Origin of the sequence: Streptomyces sp. NPDC047982, assembly GCF_043204165.1 — a bacterium.
GTDB lineage: Bacteria > Actinomycetota > Actinomycetes > Streptomycetales > Streptomycetaceae > Streptomyces.
The window spans coordinates 53719-78753 of sequence record NZ_JBIDBS010000006.1 but is presented as its reverse complement, the minus strand read 5'-3'; the positions used below and the strand labels follow the sequence as shown (position 1 = coordinate 78753).

Here is a 25035-nt window from a genome sequence, read left to right as displayed (position 1 = left end):
GGTGTTGAAACCCGGGTGCGCCGGACCTGCCCTTGCCGGATCATGGGCGCCATGTCCTCCACCCCTGAGTCCGCGCTGCCGATCCGGCTCACCGTCGACGACGGCGACTCGCCGTCCGATGTCGTGGACGCGCTGTTCCTCGGCCGCTTCGCGACGGGCGAGCAGCCCTACTCGCACAGTTCCTCCCTCGACCGGGTCAGGGCCGACGCCACCCTGCTGCCCCCGGCCGCCACGGTGCTGCGCGTCGCCCGGGACGACGACCGCAGTGCCACGCTCGCCGAGGGCGACGGCTGGACCCTGCTCGTCTCCCGGTGGAACCGCGGCGCCGACGTCACGGTCACCGCGACCAGCCCGGAGCTGGCGCGCGAGATCCTCGCGCGGGCGACGGACGGCGTGCGGGACGAACCCGAACCGCAGCCCGAGAACGTGACGATGGGCTTCTGGTACGTGTCACCGCGCCGCGGCCCGTACCGCACCACCCGGCAGATCGCCGCCGGGGCCTGGGACGAGGTCCGGGACAACTACACGGCTCCGGTGGCCGATGCCATGGACCGGCTGATGAAGATCACCCCCGACGACATCGCGGGCCGGCTGCTCCTGCTGCACGGCCCGCCCGGCACCGGCAAGACCTCGGCGCTGCGCACGCTCGCGCGTTCGTGGCGGGACTGGTGCCAGGTCGACTGCGTGCTCGACCCGGAGCGGCTCTTCAACGACGTCGGCTATCTGATGGACATCGCGATCGGCGAGGACGAGGGCACGGCGAAGGGCCGCTGGCGGCTGCTGCTCCTGGAGGACTGCGACGAGTTGATCCGCGGCGAGGCCAAGCACACGGCGGGGCAGGCGCTCTCCCGCCTGCTGAACCTCACCGACGGACTGCTGGGCCAGGGGCGCAACGTGCTGGTCGGTGTCACCACCAACGAGGACCTGGAGCGGCTCCACCCGGCCGTGGTCCGGCCCGGCCGCTGCCTCGCCAGGATCGAGGTGGGCCCGCTGACCCGTGAGGAGGCGGTGGGCTGGCTGGGCACGGAGGAGGGAATCGGCCGCGAGGGCGCCACGCTCGCCGAGTTGTACGCACTGCGGCGCGGCAGCGGCCCCGCGTCGGTGCCCAGACAGGATTCCGGTGCCGACGCGGGCCTCTATCTCTGACACCTCCGATGCCTCTCGGTCGCGGCGGAGCCGGACGGAGCACGGCGGCCCGGGCCACGCCCGTATCGTTCCCCGGCCACGCCCGTGCCGTTCCCGTCCCGCGCCCGGACGGTTCCGGGCCCGCGTTCCGGCCGTTCGCGAACCGCCCGGGGCCGGTCCCGGGTCATGAGGCGGGGCAGGGTGCTCCCCGCACGCCGGCTCAGTGCGCCGCGTACGCTGCCCGCACCGCGTCCTCGGCCAGGGAAAGCGCCTCGGCCCGCGACAGACCCAGCCGCCGCGCCTGCTCGGCGTACTCCCGGGCCGCGGCCGCCGCGTGACGGTCCGCCGCCTCACCGGCCGCGGCGATGAACGTGCCGTTGCGGCCCCGGGTCTCGATCACCCCGTCGGTCTCCAGCGCCCGGTACGCCTTGGCGACGGTGTTCGCGGCGAGACCGAGTTCCTCGGCGAAACCGCGTACGGTCGGGAGTCTGAAACCGACGGGCAGGGCGCCGGAGCGGGCCAGTTCGGAGATCTGCGTGCGCAGTTGCTCGTACGGGGCGATGCCGGAGCCCGGATCAAGGACGATCTTGAGAGTCACCCGCCGATTGTCCCCCACCGCTGTCCCCGCCGCCGGAAAATCAGGGGCGGTCGTACGCGCCCACGCGTAACGTCCGGCCCATGACTGTCCTTGTTCGCGACTTCCTGCCCGCAGACGCCGCTGCCTGGGCGCGCGTCGGACATGCCGCGATGCCCTACCTCGTGACCACTCCCGAGCAGGTCGCCTTCGACCTCGCCTCCGCCCGGTCCGAGGAGCGCCGCCGACTACTGGTCGCCGAGGAGGACGGGGAGATCATCGCAATCGCCCGAACCGGACTCGTGCACGACAGCCCCGAACCCGGGCAGGCTTTCTGCGACCCGTACACGCACCCGGACCGCACCGGGCGTGGCGCGGGCGGGCTGCTGCTGCGGACGGCCGAGGAGCATCTGGCGATGGAGGGGGCACGCACCGTCCACACCTGGGTGCTCGACACCCCGTCGAACCGTGCCTTCGCGGAGCGGCGCGGCTACGCGCCGAGCCGTTCGGCGCACTTCCTCCGCCTCGGTCTGGCAAGCGGCTCGCTACCGCCTTGCCCGGCCGTCCCGGCGGGCGTCGAACTGCGCACGGGGGCGGACTTCGCGGACGACCCGCGCCCGCTCTTCGACGCGGACCGCGAGACCACGGCCGACGAACCGAGCGACACCCCCGTCGATCTGTCCGACTACGAGGACTGGCTCCGCAAGACCTGGCACCACCCCGCACTCGACCACGACCTCACGTCGGTCGTGATGGTGGACGGAGAGGTGGCGGCGTTCACCGCGGCGCGGACCGACGGCCGGACCCGCTACATGTCGGGAATGACCGGTACCCGCCGCGCGTACCGCGGCCGGGGCCTGGCGAAGCTCGCCAAGCACGACTCGCTGCGCCGGGCGCGCGCGGCCGGGTACACGGACGCGTACACCGGCAACGACGCGGGCAACGGCCCGATGCTGGCGATCAACCGCTGGTTCGGCTACGAGATCTGTGCCACGGAGGTGCGGCATGTCCGTGAGCTCGGCTGATTCCTCGCTCCTGGTCGCCCTGGTGAAGGCCGGGCGGACCAAGATCAGATACCCGGCGGACCTGGTCCGCGACGACGGCACGCGGATCACGGTGCGGGCGCCCTGGGCGGCGCCGGCGGTCCGGGACTTCGGCTTCGTACGGTTCGAGCCCGGGGACGTGTTCACCGAGCACTACTGGCGCGACCGCTGGTACGCCGTGAAGGAGGTCCGGACCGGGACGGGCGGGCTCAAGGGCTGGTACTGCGACATCACCCGGCCCGCCGTGCTGCGGGACGGGGAACTGGTGGTGGAGGACCTGGACCTCGATCTGTGGGTGTCGGCGGACGGCTCGTCCGTGCTGCGGCTGGACGAGGACGAGTTCGAGGCGAGCGGCCTCGCCGGCCGCGACCCGGCGGCGGCCGGCGCGGCCCGGCGGGCACTGGACGAGCTGGAACGGCTCGCCAGGACGGACGGTCCGGCCGCACTGCTCGGGTGACGCGTCCGGCGGCCGGGACGGCCTTTCGGTCCCCCGCCCCGGCCGGATGGGGCGGGGCGGATCGGCCGGGCGGATCGGCCGGGCGGATCGGCCGGGACGGACCTGCCGGGGCGGAGGACGAACGATCACGCACGGCCAACCTCGGAGAACCGACTCTCCGTGATGACCAGCTCAATTAAAGTGCTCAGGTCAGCTCCCCACCCGGTGACCTGAGAAGGAATCACGGATATGCCCACTGAGACGTTCGAGTTTCAGGTGGAAGCGCGCCAGCTTCTGCAGATGATGATCCACTCGATCTACTCGAACAAGGACGTGTTCCTGCGCGAACTCGTCTCCAACGCCTCCGACGCGCTCGACAAGCTGCGGCTCGAAGCGTTGCGCGACGACTCGCTCGGCGCGGACGTGTCGGACCTCCACATCGACATCGAGGCCGACAAGCAGGCCCGCACGCTGACCGTGCGGGACAACGGCATCGGCATGTCGCACGACGAAGTGGTCCAGCTCATCGGGACGATCGCGAATTCGGGCACCGCCGCGTTCCTGCGCGAACTCAAGGAGGCCAAGGAGTCCGAGGACGCCGCCGCGGCCGAAGGACTGATCGGCCAGTTCGGGGTCGGGTTCTACTCCAGCTTCATGGTGGCCGACGAGGTCACCCTGCTGACCCGGCGCGCGGGCGAGACCCGGGGCACCCGCTGGACGTCGACCGGCGAGGGCACGTACACGATTCTGACCGTCGACGACGCCCCGCAGGGCACCTCGGTCACGCTCCGACTCAAGCCGGAGGACACCGAGGACCGGCTCTACGACTACACCTCCCCGTGGAAGATCAGGGAGATCGTCAAGCGGTACTCGGACTTCATCACCTGGCCCATCAGGATGACCCCGGAGACCGGCGCCGACGCGACGGACACCGGGGAGGGCTCCGACGACGCCCCGCGCGAACCCGAGACCCTCAACTCGATGAAGGCCCTGTGGGCACGCTCGCGCGACGAGGTCTCGGACGACGAGTACCACGAGCTGTACAAGCACATCAGCCACGACTGGATCGATCCGCTCGAGACCATCCGGCTCCAGGCGGAGGGCACCTTCGAGTACCAGGCACTGCTCTTCATCCCGTCGCACGCGCCCCACGACCTGTTCATGCAGGGGTACAAGCGCGGCATCCAGCTCTACGTGAAGCGCGTCTTCATCATGGACGACTGCGAAGCGCTGATGCCGCCGTACCTGCGCTTCGTGAAGGGTGTCGTCGACGCGCAGGACCTGTCGCTCAACGTGTCGCGCGAGATCCTCCAGCAGGACCGTCAGATCCAGATGATGCACCGCCGCCTGGCGAAGAAGGTGCTGTCGACGGTCAAGGACATGATGACCGCCGCCCCGGAGCGCTACGCCACGTTCTGGCGGGAGTTCGGCCGCGTCGTCAAGGAAGGGCTGCTGAGCGACTTCGAGAACCGCGACGCCATCCTCAAGATCGCCTCCTTCGCCACGACCCACGACAAGGACGAGCCGACCACGCTGCGGCAGTACGTGGAACGGATGAAGGAGGGCCAGGAGCACATCTACTACCTGACGGGCGAGTCCCGGCAGGCCATCGAGAACTCCCCGCACATGGAGGCGTTCCGGGCCAAGGGCATCGAGGTGCTGCTGCTCACCGATCCGGTCGACGAGGTGTGGGTCGAGGCGGAGCCCGAGTTCGACGGCAAGAAGCTGCGGTCCGTCGCCAAGGGCGAGATCGACCTCGGTACCGAGGAGGAGAAGAAGGAGGCGGCGACCGAGCGGGAGAACCGTCAGCAGGAGTACGCGGATCTGCTCTCCTGGATGACGGAGCGGCTCGGCGAGACCGTCAAGGAGGTGCGTCTCTCCTCGCGCCTCACCGTCTCGCCCGCCTGCGTCGTCTCGGACACGCACGACGTGACGCCCGCCCTGCAGAACATGTATCGCGCGATGGGCCAGCCCGTTCCGGACGTCAAGCGCATCCTCGAACTCAACCCGGCGCACCCGCTGGTCGGCGGGCTGAACCGGGCTTACGCCGAGCGCGCCGAGCAGGACACCACGGGTCTGGAGGAGACGGCCGAGCTCCTGCACGACCTGGCGCTGCTGGCCGAGGGCGGGGAGCTGGGCGACCCGTCGCGCTTCGTGAAGCTGATGGCCGACCGCCTCGAACGCACCCTGTGACCGAGGGCCCGCCACACCACCGGCCGGGGACGCGTCCCCGGCCGGTTGCCGCTCCCCGGACGCCCGCCGGGACCGTGCCCCCAAGCGGCCGTCAGTCCCGGCCGCGCTCCCGCACGTCGGCGTGCGGATCCGGCTCCTGCGGTGCCGGGCGGGCCTGTGCGATCCCGGCGACCAGCTCCACCTCGTACCCCGCCGCGTCCTCCAGATAGGCGGCGACGTGCTCCTCCCCGCCCGCGTGCGGGTAGCGGTCCGGGAAGAGCTGCCGCCAGCCGTGTGCCGGAGCCTCGGCCACCAGCGCGTCGAGGGTGGCCCGGTCCCGGACGTGGAACGCCAGATGGTTGAGCCCGGGGCGGCACCGGTCGTGCACCTGACCGGTCAGATCGGGCGACTGCTCGGCCACCACGTAGCTGTCGCCGCGTCGCCAGCTCCGCCCGTGCTCCCAGTGCTGGTACGGGACATGGCCCAGCTCACCGAGCAGCCAGCCCCAGCCGCGCTCGGCCGTCGCCAGATCGGGCACCCACAGCTCGATGTGGTGAACCCCTCCGGTGCCCGTCCCTCCGGCCGGCAACGGGACGGCGCGGCGGGCGCCGTGCGGCTGGTACGCCACGGGGTCGCCGTCCTCGTGCCAGTGGATCAGGAAGTGCTCCCCCGCCCGGTAGCCGTCGAGCCCCGCGCGGCAGTAGGCGACGCTGTCGTCCGGGAGCGCGTCCAGCGGGAACCACTCCAGCTCGGAGCACTTGTCCGGTTCGCGGTTGCAGGGCGGGCGGGCGGGATCGTACTCGGCCTCGAAGAACCAGCCGGTCCTGGGACTGCCGCCGGGGCCCCGGTGCTGCATGACCAGCGCGACCCGCAGCTCGTCCAAACCGAGCTCGACACCGATCTCCTCGGCGGCCTCGCGGATCATCGCCTCGCGGACGTCCTCGCCGTCCTCGACGTGCCCGGACGGACAGTGCAACAGCCCGTCGGCGTATCCCGTGCCGGCCCGGCGGGCGAGCAGCACGTCCGGGCCGCGGCGCAGGATCAGGTGCACGTCGACGACCTCGGTGTGCCGCCGCGGCGGTTCGGCACGGGCCACCAGTGCGTAACGCTCGTCGTCGACCGGCCCGCCCCACAGGTCCGGGTCGCCGGAGAGCGGCTCGTGGTGGACGCGCTCGGTGAACTCCGAGAGCAGCCCGGTCAGTCGACCGGCGGGCAGACCGACCCCGCCCCACACGCCCTCGATCAGGATCAGCCGGCCGCCGGGCCGCAGCAGGTCGAACCAGTGACGCAGGGCCGCCGCCGGATCGGGCAGCAGCCACACCACGTGCCGCACCATGACCACGTCGAACCGCTGTCCACCGACCGGGGGCCGTGCCGCGTCCCCGAGGAGCACCTCGGCCCCCGTCCCGGCGAGCTTGGCCCGCGCCCGCTCCGCCATGCGCGGGGACCGGTCGACCGCGGTGACCCGGTGCCCCTGCCCGGCGGCGAGCAGCGCGAGGCTCCCGGTGCCGCACCCCAGGTCGAGCACCTCGGAGCGGGCGCCGGGCAGCCAGCTCTCCAGCCGCCGCGCCCAGGCGTGCCGGACCACCGGGTCGAGCAGCCCGTGGTCGGGCTCCTCGTCGAAGGAGTCGGCCGCGGAGTCCCAGTCGATCGTCGTCATGGTCCGATCGTGCCATCCACCACCGACAACGGCGTGCGCGTACGGGCGGGCGCGACCGCCCCGTTCCCGTGGCAGAACGACCCCCGGCACACCGTCGCGCACATGGTCGCCTGGGTGAACGCGGAACTGATGAAGAACGCCGCGGAAATCGGCCAGCTCCGCCTCCAGCGGGTGGCCGACGGGCCGTCGGCCACCCACCGGACCTGACGGACGCACGGGTCACCCGCAACCTGCGCCGACACGACCGCCCACGGCCGGGATCAGCGTGCACGGCAACCCCGGTGTCCTGGCCGTGACCTCCGCGGAACGTCCCGGACCAGGCCCGCGCCCGCCGCTCCCGGTCCGGACCGGGAGCGGTCACCGTGCTAACCGATGACCGAGGCGCAGGTGGTCGGTGTGGCGCGGGCGGGGTCGAGGGCGTTCGCCACCTCGTGGTAGGCGATCCGGTCGAGGGTGCCGATCGCCACGTGCTCGGAGACGTCGAGCGGGCACAGGTCCTGGACCACGACGTTGCGGACGTTCGGCCCGTCCAGGAACTGCGTGCGGTACGGGGTCACGACCTCGTCGTACTTGGTCGCGATGACCGTGTACCGGACTCCGGGCACGGTGTCGCCGCCCGCGTTGAGCTTGGTGAGGAAGGGGGAGCCCGCCACCTGGTCGGCGAGGGCGGGGGTGTTGGTGTTGAGCAGGTGCTCCACGCCCGGGAAGTACGGCAGGAGTTTCGTCAGGCCGAGGAGGGTGGTGCCGTGGTTGTCGGGGGCGATCCCGATCAGGGCGTTCACCTTGGCGGCTCCGCCGAGGAACTTCAGGTAGTAGTTCGGCATCATCCCGCCCTGGGAGTGGCCGACGAGGTCGGCCTCGGGCGCTCCGGTGGCGGCGAGCACCTTGTCGACGAAGGCGGCGAGCTGGCCGGCCGACTTGTCGATCGGGCCGAGGCCGTTGAAGAGCGGGACGCCGGGCAACTGCCCGTAGTCAAGGGAGTAGACGCAGTATCCGCGGTTGACGAGGTAGGGGGCGAGGGCCAGCCAGTTGTCGATCGAGTTCCCGAAGGTTCCGTGGACCAGGACGACGGGCCGGGGGTGGGCCGTGGAGGGCTTGCAGGAGTAGTCGTTCCAGCCGCGGGACGTGGCGGCGGTGGACGTGAGCGTGGCGGGTTCGGCGGCGGCCGTGGCCGTGGCCGTGGGGGCGGCGACTGCGGCGACGGCGAGGAGCAGCGCGGCGAGGGTTCTCCGGGCACGGAGGACGCGCGACGCACGGGTCCGGGGCAGCATCGTGTGGTCTCCTTGCGGCTCAAGGGAGTTGCGATGGGTGTACGCCCTGCGGCCCGGACCACAAGTTCTGACGGTCTGATCTTCCGTGTGCTCAGGCCAAATTACGCATGGGCAGGGAGGCATGGGAAGTTACGCGTCGGTAAAAACTGATGACTCAGCGGATATGACGCGGCGTCACGCCCAGCGGGCGGCGCGGAATTCGACGGCCCAAAGGGTCGGAACGGGCGGCACGGGCCCCTCGTGGACAGTGCGCAGGGGCCAGCGGACAGCACGGGAGCCGACGGGCAGCGCGGGGATCAGTCGTCCGCGAGGCGCCCCGGCATCACGGCCCGTGGGCCGTACTTGTCCCGCAGCCGGTCCGCCACCGCCTCGATCCGGCGCGCCCGTTCGTCCGCCGGATCGAGCGACAGCTGGTGCGCGGCCCGTTCGGCGTCCGTCAGCCCCTCCGCGCGCAGCGCGATCCCCCGGACCCGGGCTCGTTGCAGTCCGAGCGAGTCGTGGATCCGGTACGCGAGGTCGGTGAGCGCCGCGGAGTGGGCGGTGGGTTCCGGGAGCGTACGGCTGCGGCTCAGCGTGGCGTACCCGGTCCGGGTGGCATGGCGCACGAGGACCGTGAGCCCCCTGCACACCTGCCCGTCCCCGCGCATCCCCGCGCCCAGTTCCTCGGTGAGCGAAAGGAGCGCGCGGCGCTGCCGCTCCTGGTCCAACTCGTCGTACGGAAAGGTCCGTTCGGCGGTGACGGACCGGGCGGGCGCACCCGGCGCGACCGCTGTGCGGTCGATGCCTCGCGACCGCTCCCACAGGTCCCGCCCGGTCCGCACGCCGGTGATCCGTTGCAGGGTGCCGAGCGGGGTCGCCGCGATCCGGCCGACGGAGTCGAGCCCGTAGCCGCGCAGGGTGCGGGCCGTCGCCGCCCCGACGCCGTCCAGCGCCGTGGCCGGCTCGGCGGCGATGAACCCGGCTCCCGCGCCCCGGGGCACCACGAAGGTCGTTCCGGGGGCCGCCCGGCGGGCCGCCGCCCGGGCCAGCATCGGATTCTCCCCCGCCCCGATCGCGCAGTCCACGCCGTGCAGGGCGAGCGCCCGGACCCGGATCACCGAGGCCAGCCCCCTCGCGTCCTGGCCGAAGTACCGCAGCGCGCCGCGCACGTCGGCGAGCGCCCCGTCGGGCCGGACCGCCTCGACCATCGGGGTGAACGTGCCGAGCAGGGCGAGCAGTTCCTCGTAACGGACGGCGTCCGGGGGGCCGCCACCGACCATGCGGAAACGCAGGTACAGGATGCCCAGCGCCTCGGTCCCCGGTACTCCCGGCACATCCCGGTCGATGCCGCTCATCCCGCGCTCCCCGGGCTCTGGTGCCACAGCTTCCTGCCGGTGGCGACGCCCTCGCCGGGCGGCTGGAGGTCCGACCAGGGGTTCATCTCGTACCCCGTCGGCAGCCGGACGCGGCGGCCCTCGCCGTCGGGCACGCGAGTCCCGGCTGCGGGCTCCCCGGGCGAAGGCTTCCCGGCCCGGGGCTCTCCGGCCGGGGGCTCCTCGGCCGGGGGCTCCTCGGCCAGACGGGCGGCGACCGCGTCGAGCCCGCCGGTGCGCCGCAGTTCGGCCAGTTCCGCCAGGTTCCAGGCGGCCGAGCCGACCACGCTCAGGCTCCGCGGTCCGCGCCGCTGCACCACTCCGCGCACCAGCAGCAGCCAGGAGTGGAAGACGGTGTGCGCGCAGGCCGCGTGGCTGTCGTCGAAGAAGGCCAGGTCGACCAGGCCGGTGCCGTCGTCCAGGGTGGTGAAGACGACCCGGCGGCCGGAGCGGACCGGCGGGGTCTGGGTGGCTGCCTTGGCCCCCGCGACCAGCACGGTCTGCCCGTGCCGTGCCTCGCGCAGCCGCTTGGCGCAGACCGCTCCGAGCTCCTTCAGGAACGCGTGGTGATCCTCCATCAGGTGACGGGAGACGTCCATGCTCAGGACGCCCAGTTCGGCACTGAGGCGTTCGGCCTCGTTGAGGTCCGGCAGCCCGACCGAACCGGTCCGGTGGCCCCCGCCGAGCGGAAGCTGCTCACCGGCGCCTGAACCGGAACCGGCGCCCCGCTGGACGTGGCGCAGCTCGGACAGGTGCAGCAGCAGATCACGCCGGTTGGCACCGAACGCGTCCAACGCACCCACCTGGGCGAGTCGTTCGGCGACCGGCCTGCCCGGCCTGGCCCGCTGCCAGAAGTCCAGCAGTGAGGTGTAGGGCTGCCCGGCCTCGATCCGGGCGACCTCGGCTCTGCTGATGCCATGGACGTCCGAGAGCGCGAGCCGCACCCCCCAGACCCCGGAGCCCTCCCCTGAGCCCCCGGCACCCTTCCCGCCAGCAGGCACCAGTTCGATTCGATGAGTGGCCGCCGAGCGGTTCACGTCCAGCCCCAGCACCGGCACCCCGCGCCGTCGCGCGTCCGCGAGCAGCAGCCGCTTCGGGTACATCCCCGGGTCATGGGTGAGCAGCCCGGCATAGAAGGCCGCCGGGTGGTGCGCCTTGAGCCACGCCGACTGGTACGTCGGTACGGCGAAGGCGACCGCGTGCGCCTTGCAGAAGCCGTAACTGCCGAACGCCTCGACGATCTCCCAGGTCCGGGCGATCACTTCGGCGTCGTACCTCCGCTCCGCCGCCCGCTGCGCGAACCACACCCTGATCCGGTCCTGCGAGGCGGGGTCGGAGAGTCCGCGCCGCACCCGGTCGGCCTCGTCCCGTCCGCAGCCGGTCATGATGTCGAGGATCTCGATGATCTGCTCGTGGAAGACGACCACTCCGTACGTCTCGCGCAGCGGCTTTTCCAGATCGGGGTGCGGGTAGCGGGCGGGCGCCCGGCCGTGCCGTGCCGCGATGAACGGCCGCACCATGTCGGCGGCGACCGGACCCGGCCGGAACAGCGAGATGTCGACCACCAGGTCGTGGAAGCCGGTGGGCTGGAGCCGGCCGACGAGATCGCGCTGGCCCGGCGACTCGATCTGGAAGCAGCCCAGCGTCTCGGCGCTCCTGATCAGCCGGTACGTCTCCGGGTCGCCCGGCGGCACGGCGTCCAGGTCCACGTCCTGCCCCGAGGCCCGCTTGATCTCGGCGACCGCGTGCGCCATCGCCGACTGCATCCGTACGCCCAGTACGTCGAGCTTGAGCAGCCCCAGGTCCTCCACGTCCTCCTTGTCGAACTGCGCCATCGGGAAGTGCTCCCCGCTGGTGGGCACGACGGGCACCCGGCGCGGCAGGGACGCGTCCGAGAGGAGCACCCCGCACGGGTGCATGGCGATGCCGCGCGGCAGGCCGTCCAGCGCCTCGACCAGTTCCCAGAGCCGCCCGTAGCGGTCCTTCTCCCGTGCCACGTCGCGCAGTTCGGGCAGTTCCGCCAGGGCCGCGCGGGCGTCTCGGGCCCGGATGTGCGGGAATGCCTTGGCGAGCCGGTCGGTCTCGGCCGGGTCCATGGAGAGCGCGGCGCCGACGTCCCGGATGGCGTGGCGCACCCGGTAGGTCTCGGGCATGGAGACGGTCGCGACCCGTTCGGCGCCGAAGCGTTCGAAGATCGCGCGGTACACGTCGAGCCGCCGGGCGGACTCGACGTCGATGTCGATGTCGGGCAGCACGGCGCGGCGCTTGGAGAGGAAGCGCTCCATCAACAGCCCGTTCTCGACCGGATCGGCGTGCGCGACCCCGAGGAGGTGGTTGACGAGGGAGCCCGCTCCGGACCCCCGGGCGGCCACCCTGACCTTCATCTCCCGTACGTCGTCTACTACTTGAGCGACCGTCAGGAAGTATGAGGCGAAACCGTGATGGGCGATGATGTCCAGTTCCCGGCGCAACCGCTCCCAGTAGTCGCGCCTGCGGTCGTAGCCGCGCAGCACCATTCCGGCGGCGGCGCGGGAGGCCAGCACCCGCTGGGCGGTGCGGTGGGCGGCGCCGACGAGGTGCGGTTCGGGGAAGTGGACGGCACCGAGGCCGAGGTCGCCGTGGGGGTCGACGACGCAGGCGTCGGCGGTGCGCCGGGTCTCCGCGAGCAGCCGCGCCCCGGCGCCCTGCCCGAGCCCGGCGGCGGAGGCGATCCGCTCGGCCGTCTCGGCCATCGCGCGGGCGTCCTTCAGCCAGCGCTCGCCGCTGTCCAGCGGGGCGCGGCGGGGATCGACGGGCACCAGCAGGCGCGCCGCGTCGAGCACGTCGGCGACCGGCCCCTGCCCGGGGTCGGCGTACCGGACGGCGTTGGTCAGCACGGCCCCTACCCCCTGCTCGGCGGCGAAGCCGACGGTACGCGCGGCGAGCCGCAACGATCCGGGGCCGGTGCCCTCGCGCCCGTCGTGGTGGACGGCTTCGAGGCGCAGGTCGTCGCCATGGATCTCCCGCCAGGCGGCGAGCAGCGCGGCGGCCCGGTCCGGACGGCCGGCGGCCAGCGCCCTGCCGACGTCGGAGGCGGGGCCGAGCAGCACGACGAGCCCTTCGCCGGGCAGCGCGGACCGGTCGACGAGGGGCTGCCTCGCCCTCGCGCCCGTACCCCCGTCCGCACCGGGCGCAGGTCCGGTTTCGGCGTACGCGGCACCTCCGGCTCCGGCGTACGCGCCCCCGACCCCGGAGTGCGCGGCGGTGACGAGGCGGCACAGTTCCGCCCAGCCCCGCGCCCCGTCCCGGGCGAGGAAGGTGACTCGGGGAGCCGATTCGTCGACAAAGGCACCGCCCCGGACCGGTGTCCGCTGCCGATGCGCGCCCCCGCCCTCTCCGGCACGCTCCGCCCGCGCGGCCCCCGCCGCGGCTCCCACCGCGAGCTCCACCCCGAAGATCGGCCGCACCCCGGCCCGCTCGCACGCCTTGGCGAAGCGGACCGTTCCCGCGAGCGTGTCGCGGTCGGTCAGCGCGAGTGCGTCCATCCCCCGCTCCGCGGCGCACCCCACCAGCCGCTCCGGGTGCGAGGCCCCGTACCGCAGGGAGAACCCGGAAACAGTATGCAGATGCGTGAACCCTGGCATCCGCACCTCCTGGACCGATCCGCACTCACCACCATCCCCTCGCTCTCCACCATAAACCACTTTTCGAACATTCGTACGACACTCAAGGGGGTACGAGCGGGGACAGGGCGCACCCAGCGCCCATGCCCGTGTACCGTTCAACCGTTTGGCCCACTTTTCCCGCACTAACGGCCGATACTCCGGATTGTGAGGACATGACTTTCGTCGACGAGGTGAAGAACGCCGTCACTCCACGAGCCGCAGTGCTCGTCATCGGTGTACTCGCACTGCAACTCCTCTTCATCGCCTCCTACGTCGGGGCCCTGCACAAACCGAAACCGACGCAGATCCCCTTCGGGGTCGTCGCTCCCCAGCAGATGTCCACGCAGCTCCTGACCGAGTTGGAGAACCTCCCGGGCGGCCCGCTGGACCCCCGCGCGGTCGCCGACGAGGCCACGGCCCGTGAGCACATCCTGAATCGCGAGATCGACGGCGCCCTGATCGTCGACCCCACCGGCACCACCGACACCGTCCTCGTCGCCTCCGGCGGCGGCACCGCCATGGCCGACACCCTGACCAAGACCCTCACGAAGGTGGAGCAGGCCCAGCAGCGCACGGTGCGGTCCGTGGACCTGGCCCCCGCCTCCGCTCAGGACTTCAACGGGATCTCGTCCTTCTACCTGGTGGTGGGCTGGTGCGTGGGCGGTTATCTCTGCGCCTCGATCCTGGCGATCAGCGCCGGCGCCAAACCCGCCAACGGGAAGCGCGCGCTGATCCGTACCGGCGTCATGGCGCTCTACTCCGTACTGGGCGGAATCGGCGGCGCGCTCATCATCGGCCCGATTCTCGGCGCCCTGCCCGGAAGTTTCTGGGGCCTGTCGGGGCTGGGGGCGCTGACCGTCTTCGCGGTCGGCATGCTCACCCTCGCCCTCCAGGCCCTCACCGGCATCGTCGGTATCGGCCTGGCCGTCCTGATCGTGGTGATCGCGGGCAACCCGAGCGCCGGCGGCGCCTTCCCGCTGCCGATGCTCCCGGACTTCTGGCGGACGATCGGCCCCGCACTGCCGCCCGGAGCCGGTACCTGGGTGGCCCGCTCGATCGCCTACTTCAAGGGCAACGCGATCACCGGACCGCTGCTGGTGCTGTCCGCCTGGGCGGCGGTGAGCACGCTGGTCACCTTCCTGGTCGCCATGCGCCGCACCCCGCAGGACATCGCCGACGCCCCGCCGCCGTTCGGCTCGGTGGTCGACGCCGACGACTGATCCGCCCCGCGCGGCTCGGCGACCAGCCGTTCTCCCGCGGTTCGCGGTTCGTCGCGATCTCGTCGGCACCGGGCACGCCGCATCGCGTCATGCCGGCGGACCTCACCCGTTCGGAGCCTGCACGGCGCGGACTCCGGCGACGAGCGTCGACCACGCGCACCGGGCGGCCCGCCGCCGCGGACGGCGCGGCGGGCCGCGGCCTGGGCGATTCGGCTGAAGTACCGCACACATGAGTGATCGAGGTGAGCCCGGCGGGAAACCGTGTCCGGAAAGTCCGCGCGTACCGCCGACAGGACGGAGAACGGGTCATGGCCACCACGGCCGGCACGGCCACGGAAGAGCCGAGCAGCCTCCGGATGCCGGGCCTCGCCCTCGGCGTGGGGCTCGGCGGGTTCCTCGACGGCATCCTGCTGCACCAGCTCCTGCGCTGGCACCACATGCTCAGCAGCACCAACCACGACCGCATCGGGGTGAAGTTCTACAACCCGAGAACGGTGTCCGGGCTCCAGATGAACACCCTGTGGGACGGCATCTTCCACACCGTGTGCTGGATCGCCGTCCTGCTGGGCCTGGCCCTCCTGTACTCCCGGATCACCCACAACCGGCGGGCGGTATGGACCTCGCGGGTGCTGTGGGGCTGGATCCTGGTCGGCTGGGGTCTGTTCAACCTGGTCGAGGGGCTCCTGGACCACCAGATCCTGGGCATCCACCACGTCCACGACGGCCCCCACCAGGTGTGGTGGGACGCAGGCTTCCTCGCCCTGGGCGCCCTGCTCGTCGTCTGCGGCCACCTGCTCCAGCGCAGCGGCCGCCCCTTCGTCCCCGGCGCCCCCCGTGGCGCCGAGCGGGCCGGGAGCCGCGTCTGATGGGCGACATGCACCCCGCCCACCACGGGGCCGGCGCCATCGGCGCGGGGACGGCGCTGACCGCGCTGGTCCTGCTCGCCGCCGCGGTCGGCTGTCTGCTCGCCGCGCGCCTGGCCCGGCGCCGCAACCCCGCCCAGGGCTGGAACCCCTGGCGGACGGCCTCCTTCCTGGCCGGGCTGGCCCTGCTCGCCGTCGCTCTGCTGCCGCCGCTGGCCACGGCGGCGCACGGCGACTTCCGCCTGCACATGGCCCAGCACATGCTGATCGGCATGTACGCGCCGACGGCACTGGCGCTGGCGGCGCCGGTGACCCTCCTGCTGCGTACCCTGCCGCCTGCCGCGGCCCGACGAGTGACGGCGGTCCTGCACAGCCCGCTCGCCCGGCCGGCCACGCACCCCGCGGTGGCACTGGCGCTCAGCACCGGCACCCTGGGGCTGCTGTACTTCACACCGCTGTACAACACCGCTGCCGACCACCCGGCGGGGCACTGGCTGATGCACGCCCACTTCCTCGCGTCCGGATACCTTTTCGCCTCCGTCGTCGCCGGCCCCGACCCCCTTCCCACCCGGCCCGGCGTGCGGGCGCGGCTGGTGTACCTGGGCGCCGCGATCGCCGTCCACGCCCTGATCGCCCAGGCCATGTACGGCGGAATCTTCGTCGACGTCCGCGCCCCCGTCGACCAGGTCCAGCAGGCAGCGGAGATCATGTACTACGGCGGTGACATCGCCGAGCTGCTGCTGGCCGCCGCGCTGGTCGCCACCTGGCGGCCCGAGCGCCGCACCTCGGCAGCCGTGCCGTCGCCCCCACGCCCGAAGCCGCATGCGGCGGGAGCACACTGAACCGACGGGCCGGCTCCCGCCGCTCGCGGAGCCCCCGCCCCGGGATACTGTCCGCCAGGCCCTGTCGTCGAACTGCCGCCGGCCGAACGACAGCACTTCGACGACAGAGCACGGTTCGGATCAGGCCCCGGGGCGAGGGGCCGCACGTGGGAGGGGTGCGTCATGAGTGGTACCGGTTCGGCGGACGGTACGTGGAAGCCGAGCGACGCGGAGGGCGGGGAGCTCTCGGGCCGATGGTGGACGTGGGCCCTGTCCGCCCCCGACGACCGCAGCCCGGTCAAGGACACGACCGGCGAGTACGCCGACTGGAACCAGCCGGACGACCTCTGGTTCCTGGCGGGCACGTACGGCGGCCGCGTGGTGCGGCGCTGCGCGGTCCCCTCGGACCGGCCGCTCTTCTTCCCCGTGCTCAACATGCAGCACCCACGGTCGTACTCCAGGGTGCCCCTGTCCATGGCCGTGGCGGAGGCCACCGCGTCGCTCAACGGCCTTCCGCTGCCGCTGCGCGAGTTCACCGCATCGTTCAGGACGGAGTCGACCCAGCGCTACACATGGGGTCTCTGGGGAGGCATCGCGCCCCTGCTCCCCGGAGAGTACGTTCTGGAGATCAGGGCCAGGGCCACGAACGGTTTCTGGGTCGACACGACGTACCACCTGGAGTCGACGCCCGCCGTCTGATCCCGCGCGCTCCACGGACGGCCCGGCCGTCGGGCCGGTTGCTGCTCACCTCTCCGGGAGCGCCACTTCCGCCCAGACGGTCTTGGTCAGGCCGTCGCGCACGGTGAAGCCCCAGCGGCTCGCGCAGGCGCCGACCAGAAGAAGACCACGACCCGAGTCGGCGTCGGCCGAGACGGGGCCAGGTGGTGACTGGGGCGGGAGGTGGTCCGGGCGGGTGTCCGTCACCTCGATACGGACTGCCCCGCGCAGGAGATGGAGCGTCAACCGAAAATCACGACCGGGCAGGTGGCCGTGGGTGATGGCGTTGGACGCCAACTCAGCCGTGACCAGGGCGACGGTCCGGACCGACTCCGAATCGTACGGAACTCCCCACCACTCGGTGAGCTGCTGCACGGCGAGAGTGCGCGCCAGCCGTGCGCCGCGCCTGGTGCTGCTCAACTGGATCCTGAACTCGGCTGTGGACGTGCTTGGTTCTTGGGTACTTGCGTGTTGCGTCACCGGACCATCGTGAGCGGGTGATCACCCCGCTGACCAGGTACGACGGCCGTACGGGACAGCGGCGGTACGAGCACGGCGCGGAAGGGCCGCCCAGATTTGTACGGGCCCTGTACGGGTGCCGTACGGGACGGTCACCGTATCCCCGGAAAAGGCCGTTCCGTTGAACCTTTCCCAGACGTAGTGGAGTTGAGGAACGCTACGGGTGCCTGGGACCGGCGGAACGGTCACGGAAGGAGTGGTGACGGCCATGCGCGACGTACGCAACAGCCGTGCAGCGAAGACCAAGGAGGACAGCGACCTGCCGGGGGTGTGGGTGGCCTACGGCAAACTCCTCCAGCACCTGCGCAAACGAGCCGGGATGAACCAGCAGGCGCTCGGCGATGCCATCGGCTACTCCCAGGAACAGGTCGCCTCCGTCGAACAGGGACGACGCCCCGCGAAGGAGGCGTTCACCGTAGCGGCGGACCAGACTCTCGCCTCGGGCGGGCTGTTGCAGGTCCTTCAGGCCGACGTGGACCGAGCGAAGCTGCCGCAATTCTTCCGCAACTTCGCGCTCATCGAGGCAGAGGTACTGAGCCGGTTCTCGTACGACCCGCTGCTGGTGCCTGGCCTGTTGCAGACGGAACCATACGCACGGGCCGTGTTCGCCGGGCACTGCCCGCCGCTGAGCGAGGAGATCACCGATCAGCGTACCGAGGCACGACTGGCACGCCAGAAGCTGCTGACTCGGGACCCACTTGCGGAACTGTCGTTCATCATCGGTGAAGAGGCACTGCGCGACCCGGTGGGCAACCCGGAAGTAATGCACAGACAGTGGCAGCACCTGTTGGAAGTAGGTGCTTTGCGCAACGTAGAGATTCAGGTGATGCCCGCCAAGCGCGGGTTCCATCCGGGTAAGAACGGGCCCTTCGTGACGGTACAGACGAAGGAGCTTCGACACCTCGGGTACTTCGAATCACAAGGCATCGGCTGCGTCGTCAGCGATCCGACGGAGGTCAGCACGTTCGGTTTGCGGTATGGCAAGCTTCGCTCGCAGGCCCTGAATGTCGAGGAGTCTGCGCGGCTCATCGAACGGCTGGCGGGAGAGGCATGAGCACGAAGCAGGTAACCAGGAGCACGGACGAGCTGCGCTGGTTCAAGAGCAGCTACAGCGGATCGGACGGCGGCGACTGCGTAGAGGTGGCCGTCGACCACAGCACCGTGTGCGTACGGGACTCGAAGGCGGCGGACGCCGGACTCGTGCTCCGGATCGAACGGGGCGAATGGGCGGCATTCGTCACGTTCGCCCGCGGGTAGCCCGGCGAGGCACCGGCAGTAGGGTGAACGCACTCCCCAAAGACCTCCCTCGTTTCCCAACGCGCCGTCCCCATAAGGACTCTGATGGGCCATCATCGATTCGGGGCGGGAAGCCGGGCACGCCGTGCCCGCACCACACAAAGGAGGCGCGGAGTGCGAAGTCGGGTGCACGCGAAGGACGGGCGGCATCTGATGGTGGAGCGCCTGGGCGATCCGCACGGCAGACCGGTCTTCCTGCTGCACGGGATGCCCGGCAGCAGGCTCGGTCCGGCCCCGCGCGGCATGGTGCTGTACCAGCGCAAGACACAACTCATCGCCTACGACCGGCCGGGCTACGGGAGCTCCGACCGGCTGCCGGGCCGCTGCGTCGCCGATGCCGTGCAGGACGTACGGGCTATCGCGGACCACCTCGGGCTCGAACGGTTCGCCGTGGTGGGGCGGTCCGGGGGTGCTCCGCACGCGCTGGCCTGCGCCGCGCTGATGCCCGAGCGGGTGACCCGTACCGCCGCGCTGGTCGGGCTGGCGCCCTGGGGCGCCGACGGGCTCGACTGGTTCGAGGGGATGGCCGCCTCCAACGTGCTGGCGTACTCCACCGCGGCGACCGATCCGGACGGTCTCGCGGAGTCGTTCATCTCACGGTCCGCGGTGATCAGGAAGAACCCGGTCCGGCTCATCGACGACTTGCGCCGGGAGCTGACCGAATCCGACCGGATGGTGGTCAACGACGCCGGGGTCCGCAGCATGCTGCTGCGCAACTACCGTGAGGCGTTGCGCACCTCGGCATGGGGGTGGATCGACGACGCGATCGCGTTCAGCCGGCCGTGGGGGTTCGATCCCGCTGACATCCCCGGCCCGGTGATGCTGTGGCACGGCGAGAAGGACGTGTTCACACCGGTGGGCCACTCCCGCTGGCTGGCCGAGCGCATCCCGAACTCGACCGTCGTGGTGGAACCGGCCGCCGCGCACTTCGACGCCCTGCATGCCCTGCCCCGGATCCTCAACTGGCTGCTGGAGCCGGTCACGGGATGAGAGCGAAGCCCGGGGGCGCCCGACGGTCGCCGGACACCCCCGGACGGTCACACCTGCATCGGTTCCAGCTCGCGTTCGAACCGGCGCTCGTCCCGCGCGATCCGGGTCATCGGGTGGTCGTCGCCGAGTTGCCGGGCCAGTTCGTCGCCCGTCTCCGCCCGCAGCCGCGCCGCCTCCTCGCCGTTCCCCATCGCGTCGAGCGTGACCGCCATGTTCGACATCATGGCCAGGGTCTCCGGGTGATGCGCCCCGAGTACGTCCTTGAGCTGTCCGGCCAGCTTCCGCTCGGTCCTCAGCACCAGCTCCAGATCGCCCCGTTCGGCCGTTGCGTTGGCGAGGTTCATCACGCAGAACAACGTGTTGGGGTGCTCATGCCCGTACACCTCCCGCATCATCGCCACCGCCCGGGTCAGCGCCCGCTCCGACTCCTCCACCTGGCCGACCCCCAGCTGGTAGACGGCGAGGTTGTTCATCGCCGCCAAAGTGGTCGGATGCTTCTCCCCCGGCACCTTGACGTACTGGTCGACGACCTCCTGCGCGGTGTCCCTCGCCTCGGCGGGCTCCCCCGCCGCGTACAGGTCGGCCGCCATGTTGAGGTCGCAGGCGAGCCATTCCGGGTTGGCCGCCGTGAACTTGGCCCGGTACCGGGCGCGGGTGGCGACCGTGAGCCGGCGGGCGTCCTCCAGTCTGCCCGCCCTGCGCAGCGAGACCGCCAAGCTCTTCGCCGCGCTCAGCGTGCCGGGGAACATGCGCCCGAGCGTGGCCTTGTAACTGTCGTACGTACGACTGAGGATGTTGACGGAGTCCTCGTACCGCCCGACATCGCGCAGGTCGCGGGCCAGGTTCATGGCCGAGGACAGGCTGTACGGGTGCTCCGCCCCCAGCACCTCGACCCTCTGGTCGAAGACGTCCTGGTCGATCTCCCGGGCCCGCGCGTACTGCCCCACGGACCGCAGGATGAACGCCAGGTTGTTCGCCGCCGCCAGGGTCCTGGGGTGCGACTCGTGGAAGATCTGGTTGAACCCCTCGGTGGCCTCGGTGGCCAGCTCGATCGCCCTGGTGTACTCGCCGAGCGTGCCCAGGTCCGTCGCCAGGCCGCTGATGCTCATGTACGTGTGCGGGTGCTCCGGGCCCAGCACTTCCTGCTGGACCGCCAAGGTGGTCTCGTCCAGCTCCCGCGCCTCCACGTAACGGCCGCGCGAGCGGTAGATGTTGGCGAGGTGGAAGCAGAGGTAGAGGTACTGGATGTCCCGCTCGCCCAGGGTCTCCTTCCATATGGCGCGCAGTTCCTCGCACAGGGCCATCGCGGTCCTGAACTCCCCGCGCTTCCAGAGGTATCGGACCCGGTCGATCAGCAGCCTGCGAGCCTCGGGCTCCTTGCAGTTGCGGGCGTCGGAGGGTGCCAAGTGCGGCCAGATGGTCGCGAACTGCGGCCAGGTCGCGGGGTTGTCGATGGGTTCGTCGTCGTCGGGCCGGGCGCCTGCGAGGATGCGGTGGACCGCGTGCCGGGCGTTGCGCCGCTCCTCCTCGCTGAGTTGCGCCCGGATGACGGCCTGGACGAGGCGGTGCACCTGGATGGAGTTGGACACCTGGTCGACCTTGGCGAGGGCGAAGCGACCGATCTCCCGGATGACCCGGCCCAGCACCAGCTTTTCCTGGAGCGAGGGATCGTACGGTTTCAGCGCCTCGATCATCTCCTTGCTGTAGAGAAGGTTGCTGGAGATCGGCTCCGGGGCGAAGAAGGCGCAGAGCTGGAGCAGCCGCACTGCGGCGGGCGAGCGCTCCTTGAGCCGTTCGATGGAGATGTTCCAGGTCGCGGCGACCGGCTGCGGGTAGCCGGCCGGCTGGTTGAGGGCCAGGACCTCGGCGGCCTGTTGGGCCAGCTGTTCGAGATACGTGCCGACCGGGGTGGCGGTCTCCGCGATCCAGGCCGCCGCCTGCTCGACGGCGAGCGGCAGGTCGCCGACTGCGGTAGCCACCTGGTCGGCGTCCTCGACACTCAGCCCGGGGGCCCGGCGCTGGAGGTGCTCGACGGACTCCTCGCGCAGGAAGACGTCGACGGGCAGCGCGTCACCGTGCTGCGACCACGACTGGTTCCGCGAGGTGACCAGGATGTGCCCGGAACCGCCCTGCGGGAAGTACCGCCTGAGCCGCTCGGGGTCGTCGGCGTTGTCGAAGACCAGCAGCCAGCGGTCCGTGGGCACGCCGCGCCGCAGCAGGTCCACCGCCTCGCGCGAGGCGGCGGCCATGTCGTCGCCGCCCTGGGCGCCGATCCGCGCGGCCAGCTCGGCGAGCGAGGCCACCACGTCGTCGGTCTGCTCCGACGATATCCACCAGACCAGGTCGTAGTCGGCCATGAAGCGGTGCACGTACTCCAGGGCCACCTGGGTCTTGCCGACGCCGCCGAGGCCGTACAGGGTCTGCGGCTGGGGCAGCACGACGGCCAGGCCGCCGCCCAACTGGTCGCGCATCCGCTCCAGGACCAGGGAGCGGCCGGTGAAGCCGGGGTTGCGCGGCGGCGCGTTCCAGATCCTGGGGACGGTTCCGGGAAAGCGCGGTCCGGGCGCCACCCCGTCGGTGAGCTGCACGGGCCTGTCCAGGGCGCGCAGCAGGGCTGCCGTCGCGTGCACCTCGTCGAGCCGGAAGAGGTCCACGGGGTTGCGGTCGATGTAGGGCGCCGACAGCCGCACGTCACCCACCCTGACCGGCAGCAGATGGCGCCGACCGCCACCGGGGTCCTCGGCCGCGGCCCGGTTCCAGGCGCTCACGGCGCGCTGCGACTTGAGGTACGCGTTGGAGAGCAGCACCATGGTGCGGGCCGAGTTGTCCGCAGCCGTATGCTCCACGCCCTCCCGCTCGGCGGACATGTCACGCGGCACGACCCGGAATCCGGCCCGGGTGAGCACGGACTCGATCCAGTCGGCCCACATCCGGTTCTCCGCCACGTAGTTGAGGAAGAGATCGGCGGGCAGGGTCGGCCTGCGCCGGGTGAACGCGTCGCGGATACGCAGCCGCACCTCCTCGGCTACCGGCGGCATCGAGGTGATCCGCCGGTCCGTGATGACGGCGGTGAGCCGCTCGAAGGCGGAGAGCAGCGAGTTGGTGAGACCGGCCTCGTCACCGAAGGTGGCGAGCGTCTCCTCGTACGCGTAGTAAGGACGGTACGGAATCTCCACCGCGCCCCAGTAGGCGGTGAGTTCGTCCCCGGACAGATCGCGCGGCAGCCGGTCGAACTTCAGCCGCGCCAGGGCCCGTCCGGCGTCGGCCTTCTCCTTCTCGCCCTCGTCGATGCGCATCGGGACGGGGTAGATGGCGATGGGGCGGCCGGTGTAGCGCTCGGAGATCTGCCGGGCGACGGAGGCGGCGCCGTCGATGGACTGGTCGCTGAGGGTGAAGCAGTCGACGAGGATGTCGGGCAGGTGGACGGTGCAGATGTCGGCGATGTCGCTGAGGCCGGTCCGGCTGTCGATGAGGACGTAGTCGTAGTTGGTCTTCATGTCGTCGCGCAGGGCGTCGAAGAAGTGACCGCCGCCGAGCCGGTCGTAGAAGTTGTCCCAGTCGAAGGTGGAGACCGTCGCGGAGTACTCGCGGTTCTGGCGCCCCGCGGAGACGAAGTCGAGCGTGCCTCCGTGCGGGAACTCCCAGCCGAGCGCCTCGGGCGTGAGGGACACGGCGTGCGGCTGGATGCGGGCGTAGTCGCGGTGCCAGTCGTCGGCGCGCTGGGCGGGGCTGGTCGCGGCCCACGCGTACTCGGTGATCAGGTCGATGACGCCGGTGGTGGCGCCGAGTGTCGAGGGGTCGAGGAAGGGGTGGAAGAACCGGTGGAGCCCGGGCGCCTCCAGGTCCCAGTCGACGGCCAGTACCCGTTGCCCGTTGGCCGCGAGTATCCAGGCGGTGTTGGCGAGGGCCATGGTGCGCCCGGTGCCGCCCTTGTACGAGTAGAAGGTGACGATGCGCCCGTCACGACCGGCCGTCATCCGTGTCCTCCGCATCCGTCGCAGGGTCGTGTGTCTCGGGGACGTGGTGCGTCTGCGCCATCGGCCCCGTCAAGCGTGTCCGTTCGGGCTGTCCGCCACCGGCGGCGGGCGGGTAGACCGCCGCATGCCGCAAATACTGCTGGGCGGCCACCTCCACCACCTGCGGCAGGAGTTGCCCGAACGCCTCCATGCTGGGTACGCCCTTGGCGGCCGCGCGGCAGAAGGCCCGGCCCTGGCGCATCTTGGTCGGCATGGTCCGTTCGAGCTTCTCGGTCAGTTCGGCCTCGGCCGCCCGGCTCTCGCCGTCCTCCCGGTTCCACGGCACGACCATCGTCACCCAGGGGCGGTTCTCGGCGTCGAAGGCGGCGAGCCGCCGGCGCCGGTCCTCGTCCTGGAGGGCCCAGCGGTCGACGAGCAGGATCTCCGGCCTGCTGGGCGCCTGCTTGCCCTCCGGATGCCCCGACTGCTCGTCGAACGAGGAAATGGTCGCCTGGTAGTTGAGGGAGCGGACCAGGTCCTCGGCGACGTAGGCCAGCGGCCGGACGGCGGCGGGGTGATAAGGGTTCCAGTCCTGCGGGGTGTCGCCGTAGTAGTCGGCACTGCGCCCCTCGGGCAGGTCGTGCCGGGTCGGTGCGGCTATGGTCACCTGCATCGGACGGGGGGCGACCGTACTGTTCGGCGGACCGAAGGCACTGGGAGCCATGCGGTAGTCGACGGGGCGCCCGGTGCCGAGCCGTATGGTGTCCGCCACGTTGACTATGCGCTTGGCGAGTTCGTACACCGCGCGCTCGTACTCCTCCGCGAAAAGCCTGAGTTTGATGAGCCCGTACAGCCCGTCGCTGACGTAGCGGTCCCCGAAGTCGCGGTGATTGAACTGCAACCGCTCTGCGGGGCCCGGCAGTTGGCTGGGCGGCACCGGAACCCAGAGCGCCGGGACGATCGCCTCGGCGCGCTGGTTGGAGCGGGCGTGGTGGTGAATGGTGCGCTGTGCGAAGGCGTACCACTCCTTGCCGCACATCTCGCTGGCGAAATAGCGCGGCGAGAACAGCGGAACGAACACCCGGCAGGTGGCGAGCACTTCGCCCAGTCGCTCCGACCAGCCCTCACCGGCGCCTATCTCCCGGTCGATGAACCCGGCGGACGCTCCGGCGGGCAGATCGGTCATGGCCATCACATGGCCGCAGAGATCCTGGAAGAGCCGCTCGACCCACATGTCGGGGTCGGTTCCACGGCCGTACCCCGGTGTATGGGCATAGCTCAGGAAGAAGTACGGCCGATGGTCCGCCGCTCGCTGTTGTGTTGTTGCGTGCACACGACCCCCGTCCTGTGTGAGCACCCGCATCCGAGGTGAGAGA

At 71.3% G+C, this 25035-nt stretch carries 20 protein-coding genes; 12 read left to right on the top strand and 8 right to left on the bottom strand.

The genetic code is table 11. From position 1 onward, the window contains the following. The first annotated feature begins 51 nt into the window (after positions 1 to 51). Positions 52 to 1146 carry a DUF5925 domain-containing protein gene (locus tag ACGF2V_RS09470; protein WP_389044711.1) on the top strand — a complete coding sequence of 365 codons (1095 nt, stop codon included), beginning with the start codon at positions 52 to 54 and terminating at the stop codon, positions 1144 to 1146. Positions 1147 to 1345: 199 nt separating this feature from the next. Here the strand turns inward: ACGF2V_RS09470 and ACGF2V_RS09465 are convergent, their stop codons facing one another. Then, positions 1346 to 1723, bottom strand: a complete 378-nt coding sequence (locus ACGF2V_RS09465; RefSeq protein ID WP_362705109.1) for a GntR family transcriptional regulator — start codon at positions 1721 to 1723, stop codon at positions 1346 to 1348. 80 nt (positions 1724 to 1803) lie between these two features. On the opposite strand from ACGF2V_RS09465, the gene ACGF2V_RS09460 reads away from it, so the two are divergent. From ACGF2V_RS09460 to htpG, 3 genes are all read left to right on the top strand, one after another. After that, a complete protein-coding gene (locus tag ACGF2V_RS09460; RefSeq protein WP_362623380.1) occupies positions 1804 to 2724 on the top strand; it encodes a GNAT family N-acetyltransferase in 921 nt (306 codons plus the stop codon). After that, positions 2705 to 3199 (top strand): DUF402 domain-containing protein, encoded by a 495-nt coding sequence (locus ACGF2V_RS09455; RefSeq protein ID WP_362623382.1) that lies wholly within the window; start codon positions 2705 to 2707, stop codon positions 3197 to 3199. Before ACGF2V_RS09460 ends, ACGF2V_RS09455 begins: the two co-directional genes overlap by 20 nt. A gap of 228 nt (positions 3200 to 3427) precedes the next feature. Further along, a complete protein-coding gene (gene htpG / locus ACGF2V_RS09450) occupies positions 3428 to 5371 on the top strand; it encodes a molecular chaperone HtpG (protein WP_362623384.1) in 1944 nt (647 codons plus the stop codon). Between the two features lie 91 nt (positions 5372 to 5462). On the opposite strand, the gene ACGF2V_RS09445 is transcribed toward htpG, so the two are convergent. Next, positions 5463 to 7010: a trifunctional class I SAM-dependent methyltransferase/NUDIX hydrolase/VOC family protein gene (locus tag ACGF2V_RS09445; RefSeq protein WP_362623387.1), complete on the bottom strand. Its 1548-nt coding sequence runs from the start codon at positions 7008 to 7010 to the stop codon at positions 5463 to 5465. A 9-nt stretch (positions 7011 to 7019) separates the two neighbouring features. Here ACGF2V_RS09445 and ACGF2V_RS09440 point away from each other — a divergent pair, with 9 nt between their 5' ends. Continuing rightward, on the top strand, positions 7020 to 7217 hold the full coding sequence (locus tag ACGF2V_RS09440; RefSeq protein ID WP_362623440.1) for a hypothetical protein: 198 nt from the start codon (positions 7020 to 7022) through the stop codon (positions 7215 to 7217). Positions 7218 to 7375: 158 nt separating this feature from the next. Here the strand turns inward: ACGF2V_RS09440 and ACGF2V_RS09435 are convergent, their stop codons facing one another. From ACGF2V_RS09435 to ACGF2V_RS09425, 3 genes are all read right to left on the bottom strand, one after another. Further along, the gene (locus ACGF2V_RS09435) at positions 7376 to 8281 is read right to left on the bottom strand and encodes an alpha/beta fold hydrolase (RefSeq protein ID WP_362623388.1); all 906 of its coding nucleotides are present in this window, start codon (positions 8279 to 8281) and stop codon (positions 7376 to 7378) included. A gap of 296 nt (positions 8282 to 8577) precedes the next feature. Then, positions 8578 to 9615: a hypothetical protein gene (locus ACGF2V_RS09430; protein ID WP_362623391.1), complete on the bottom strand. Its 1038-nt coding sequence runs from the start codon at positions 9613 to 9615 to the stop codon at positions 8578 to 8580. After that, the gene (locus ACGF2V_RS09425; RefSeq protein WP_362705112.1) at positions 9612 to 13256 is read right to left on the bottom strand and encodes a DNA polymerase III subunit alpha; all 3645 of its coding nucleotides are present in this window, start codon (positions 13254 to 13256) and stop codon (positions 9612 to 9614) included. Before ACGF2V_RS09425 ends, ACGF2V_RS09430 begins: the two co-directional genes overlap by 4 nt. 194 nt (positions 13257 to 13450) lie before the next feature. Between ACGF2V_RS09425 and ACGF2V_RS09420 the strand changes: the two genes are divergently transcribed. From ACGF2V_RS09420 to ACGF2V_RS09405, 4 genes are all read left to right on the top strand, one after another. Then, complete coding sequence (locus tag ACGF2V_RS09420; protein ID WP_362623396.1) at positions 13451 to 14497, top strand: ABC transporter permease; 1047 nt, start codon at positions 13451 to 13453, stop codon at positions 14495 to 14497. 308 nt (positions 14498 to 14805) lie between these two features. After that, positions 14806 to 15363 carry a DUF2243 domain-containing protein gene (locus ACGF2V_RS09415; RefSeq protein ID WP_362705115.1) on the top strand — a complete coding sequence of 186 codons (558 nt, stop codon included), beginning with the start codon at positions 14806 to 14808 and terminating at the stop codon, positions 15361 to 15363. After that, the gene (locus tag ACGF2V_RS09410) at positions 15363 to 16202 is read left to right on the top strand and encodes a cytochrome c oxidase assembly protein (RefSeq protein ID WP_362705118.1); all 840 of its coding nucleotides are present in this window, start codon (positions 15363 to 15365) and stop codon (positions 16200 to 16202) included. Before ACGF2V_RS09415 ends, ACGF2V_RS09410 begins: the two co-directional genes overlap by 1 nt. A gap of 162 nt (positions 16203 to 16364) precedes the next feature. Next, on the top strand, positions 16365 to 16880 hold the full coding sequence (locus ACGF2V_RS09405) for a hypothetical protein (protein ID WP_362623405.1): 516 nt from the start codon (positions 16365 to 16367) through the stop codon (positions 16878 to 16880). Positions 16881 to 16925: 45 nt separating this feature from the next. Here the strand turns inward: ACGF2V_RS09405 and ACGF2V_RS09400 are convergent, their stop codons facing one another. After that, complete coding sequence (locus ACGF2V_RS09400; protein WP_362705121.1) at positions 16926 to 17318, bottom strand: ATP-binding protein; 393 nt, start codon at positions 17316 to 17318, stop codon at positions 16926 to 16928. A 307-nt stretch (positions 17319 to 17625) separates the two neighbouring features. Between ACGF2V_RS09400 and ACGF2V_RS09395 the strand changes: the two genes are divergently transcribed. The 3 genes from ACGF2V_RS09395 to ACGF2V_RS09385 all read left to right on the top strand — a co-directional run bounded on the left by ACGF2V_RS09395 (position 17626) and on the right by ACGF2V_RS09385 (position 19703). Next, positions 17626 to 18471 carry a helix-turn-helix transcriptional regulator gene (locus ACGF2V_RS09395; RefSeq protein ID WP_362623409.1) on the top strand — a complete coding sequence of 282 codons (846 nt, stop codon included), beginning with the start codon at positions 17626 to 17628 and terminating at the stop codon, positions 18469 to 18471. Next, positions 18468 to 18674 (top strand): DUF397 domain-containing protein, encoded by a 207-nt coding sequence (locus tag ACGF2V_RS09390; protein ID WP_362623411.1) that lies wholly within the window; start codon positions 18468 to 18470, stop codon positions 18672 to 18674. The genes ACGF2V_RS09395 and ACGF2V_RS09390 overlap by 4 nt, the downstream gene beginning before the upstream one ends. Before the next feature lie 153 nt (positions 18675 to 18827). Then, positions 18828 to 19703, top strand: a complete 876-nt coding sequence (locus ACGF2V_RS09385; RefSeq protein WP_362623413.1) for an alpha/beta fold hydrolase — start codon at positions 18828 to 18830, stop codon at positions 19701 to 19703. 47 nt (positions 19704 to 19750) lie between these two features. Here ACGF2V_RS09385 and fxsT read toward each other — a convergent pair whose 3' ends face one another. Next, positions 19751 to 23680, bottom strand: coding sequence for an FxSxx-COOH system tetratricopeptide repeat protein (gene fxsT, locus ACGF2V_RS09380; RefSeq protein WP_362705124.1), 3930 nt, complete (start codon positions 23678 to 23680; stop codon positions 19751 to 19753). After that, complete coding sequence (gene fsxC, locus ACGF2V_RS09375; RefSeq protein ID WP_362623418.1) at positions 23664 to 25022, bottom strand: FxsC protein; 1359 nt, start codon at positions 25020 to 25022, stop codon at positions 23664 to 23666. The genes fxsT and fsxC overlap by 17 nt, the downstream gene beginning before the upstream one ends. Positions 25023 to 25035: the final 13 nt, after the last annotated feature.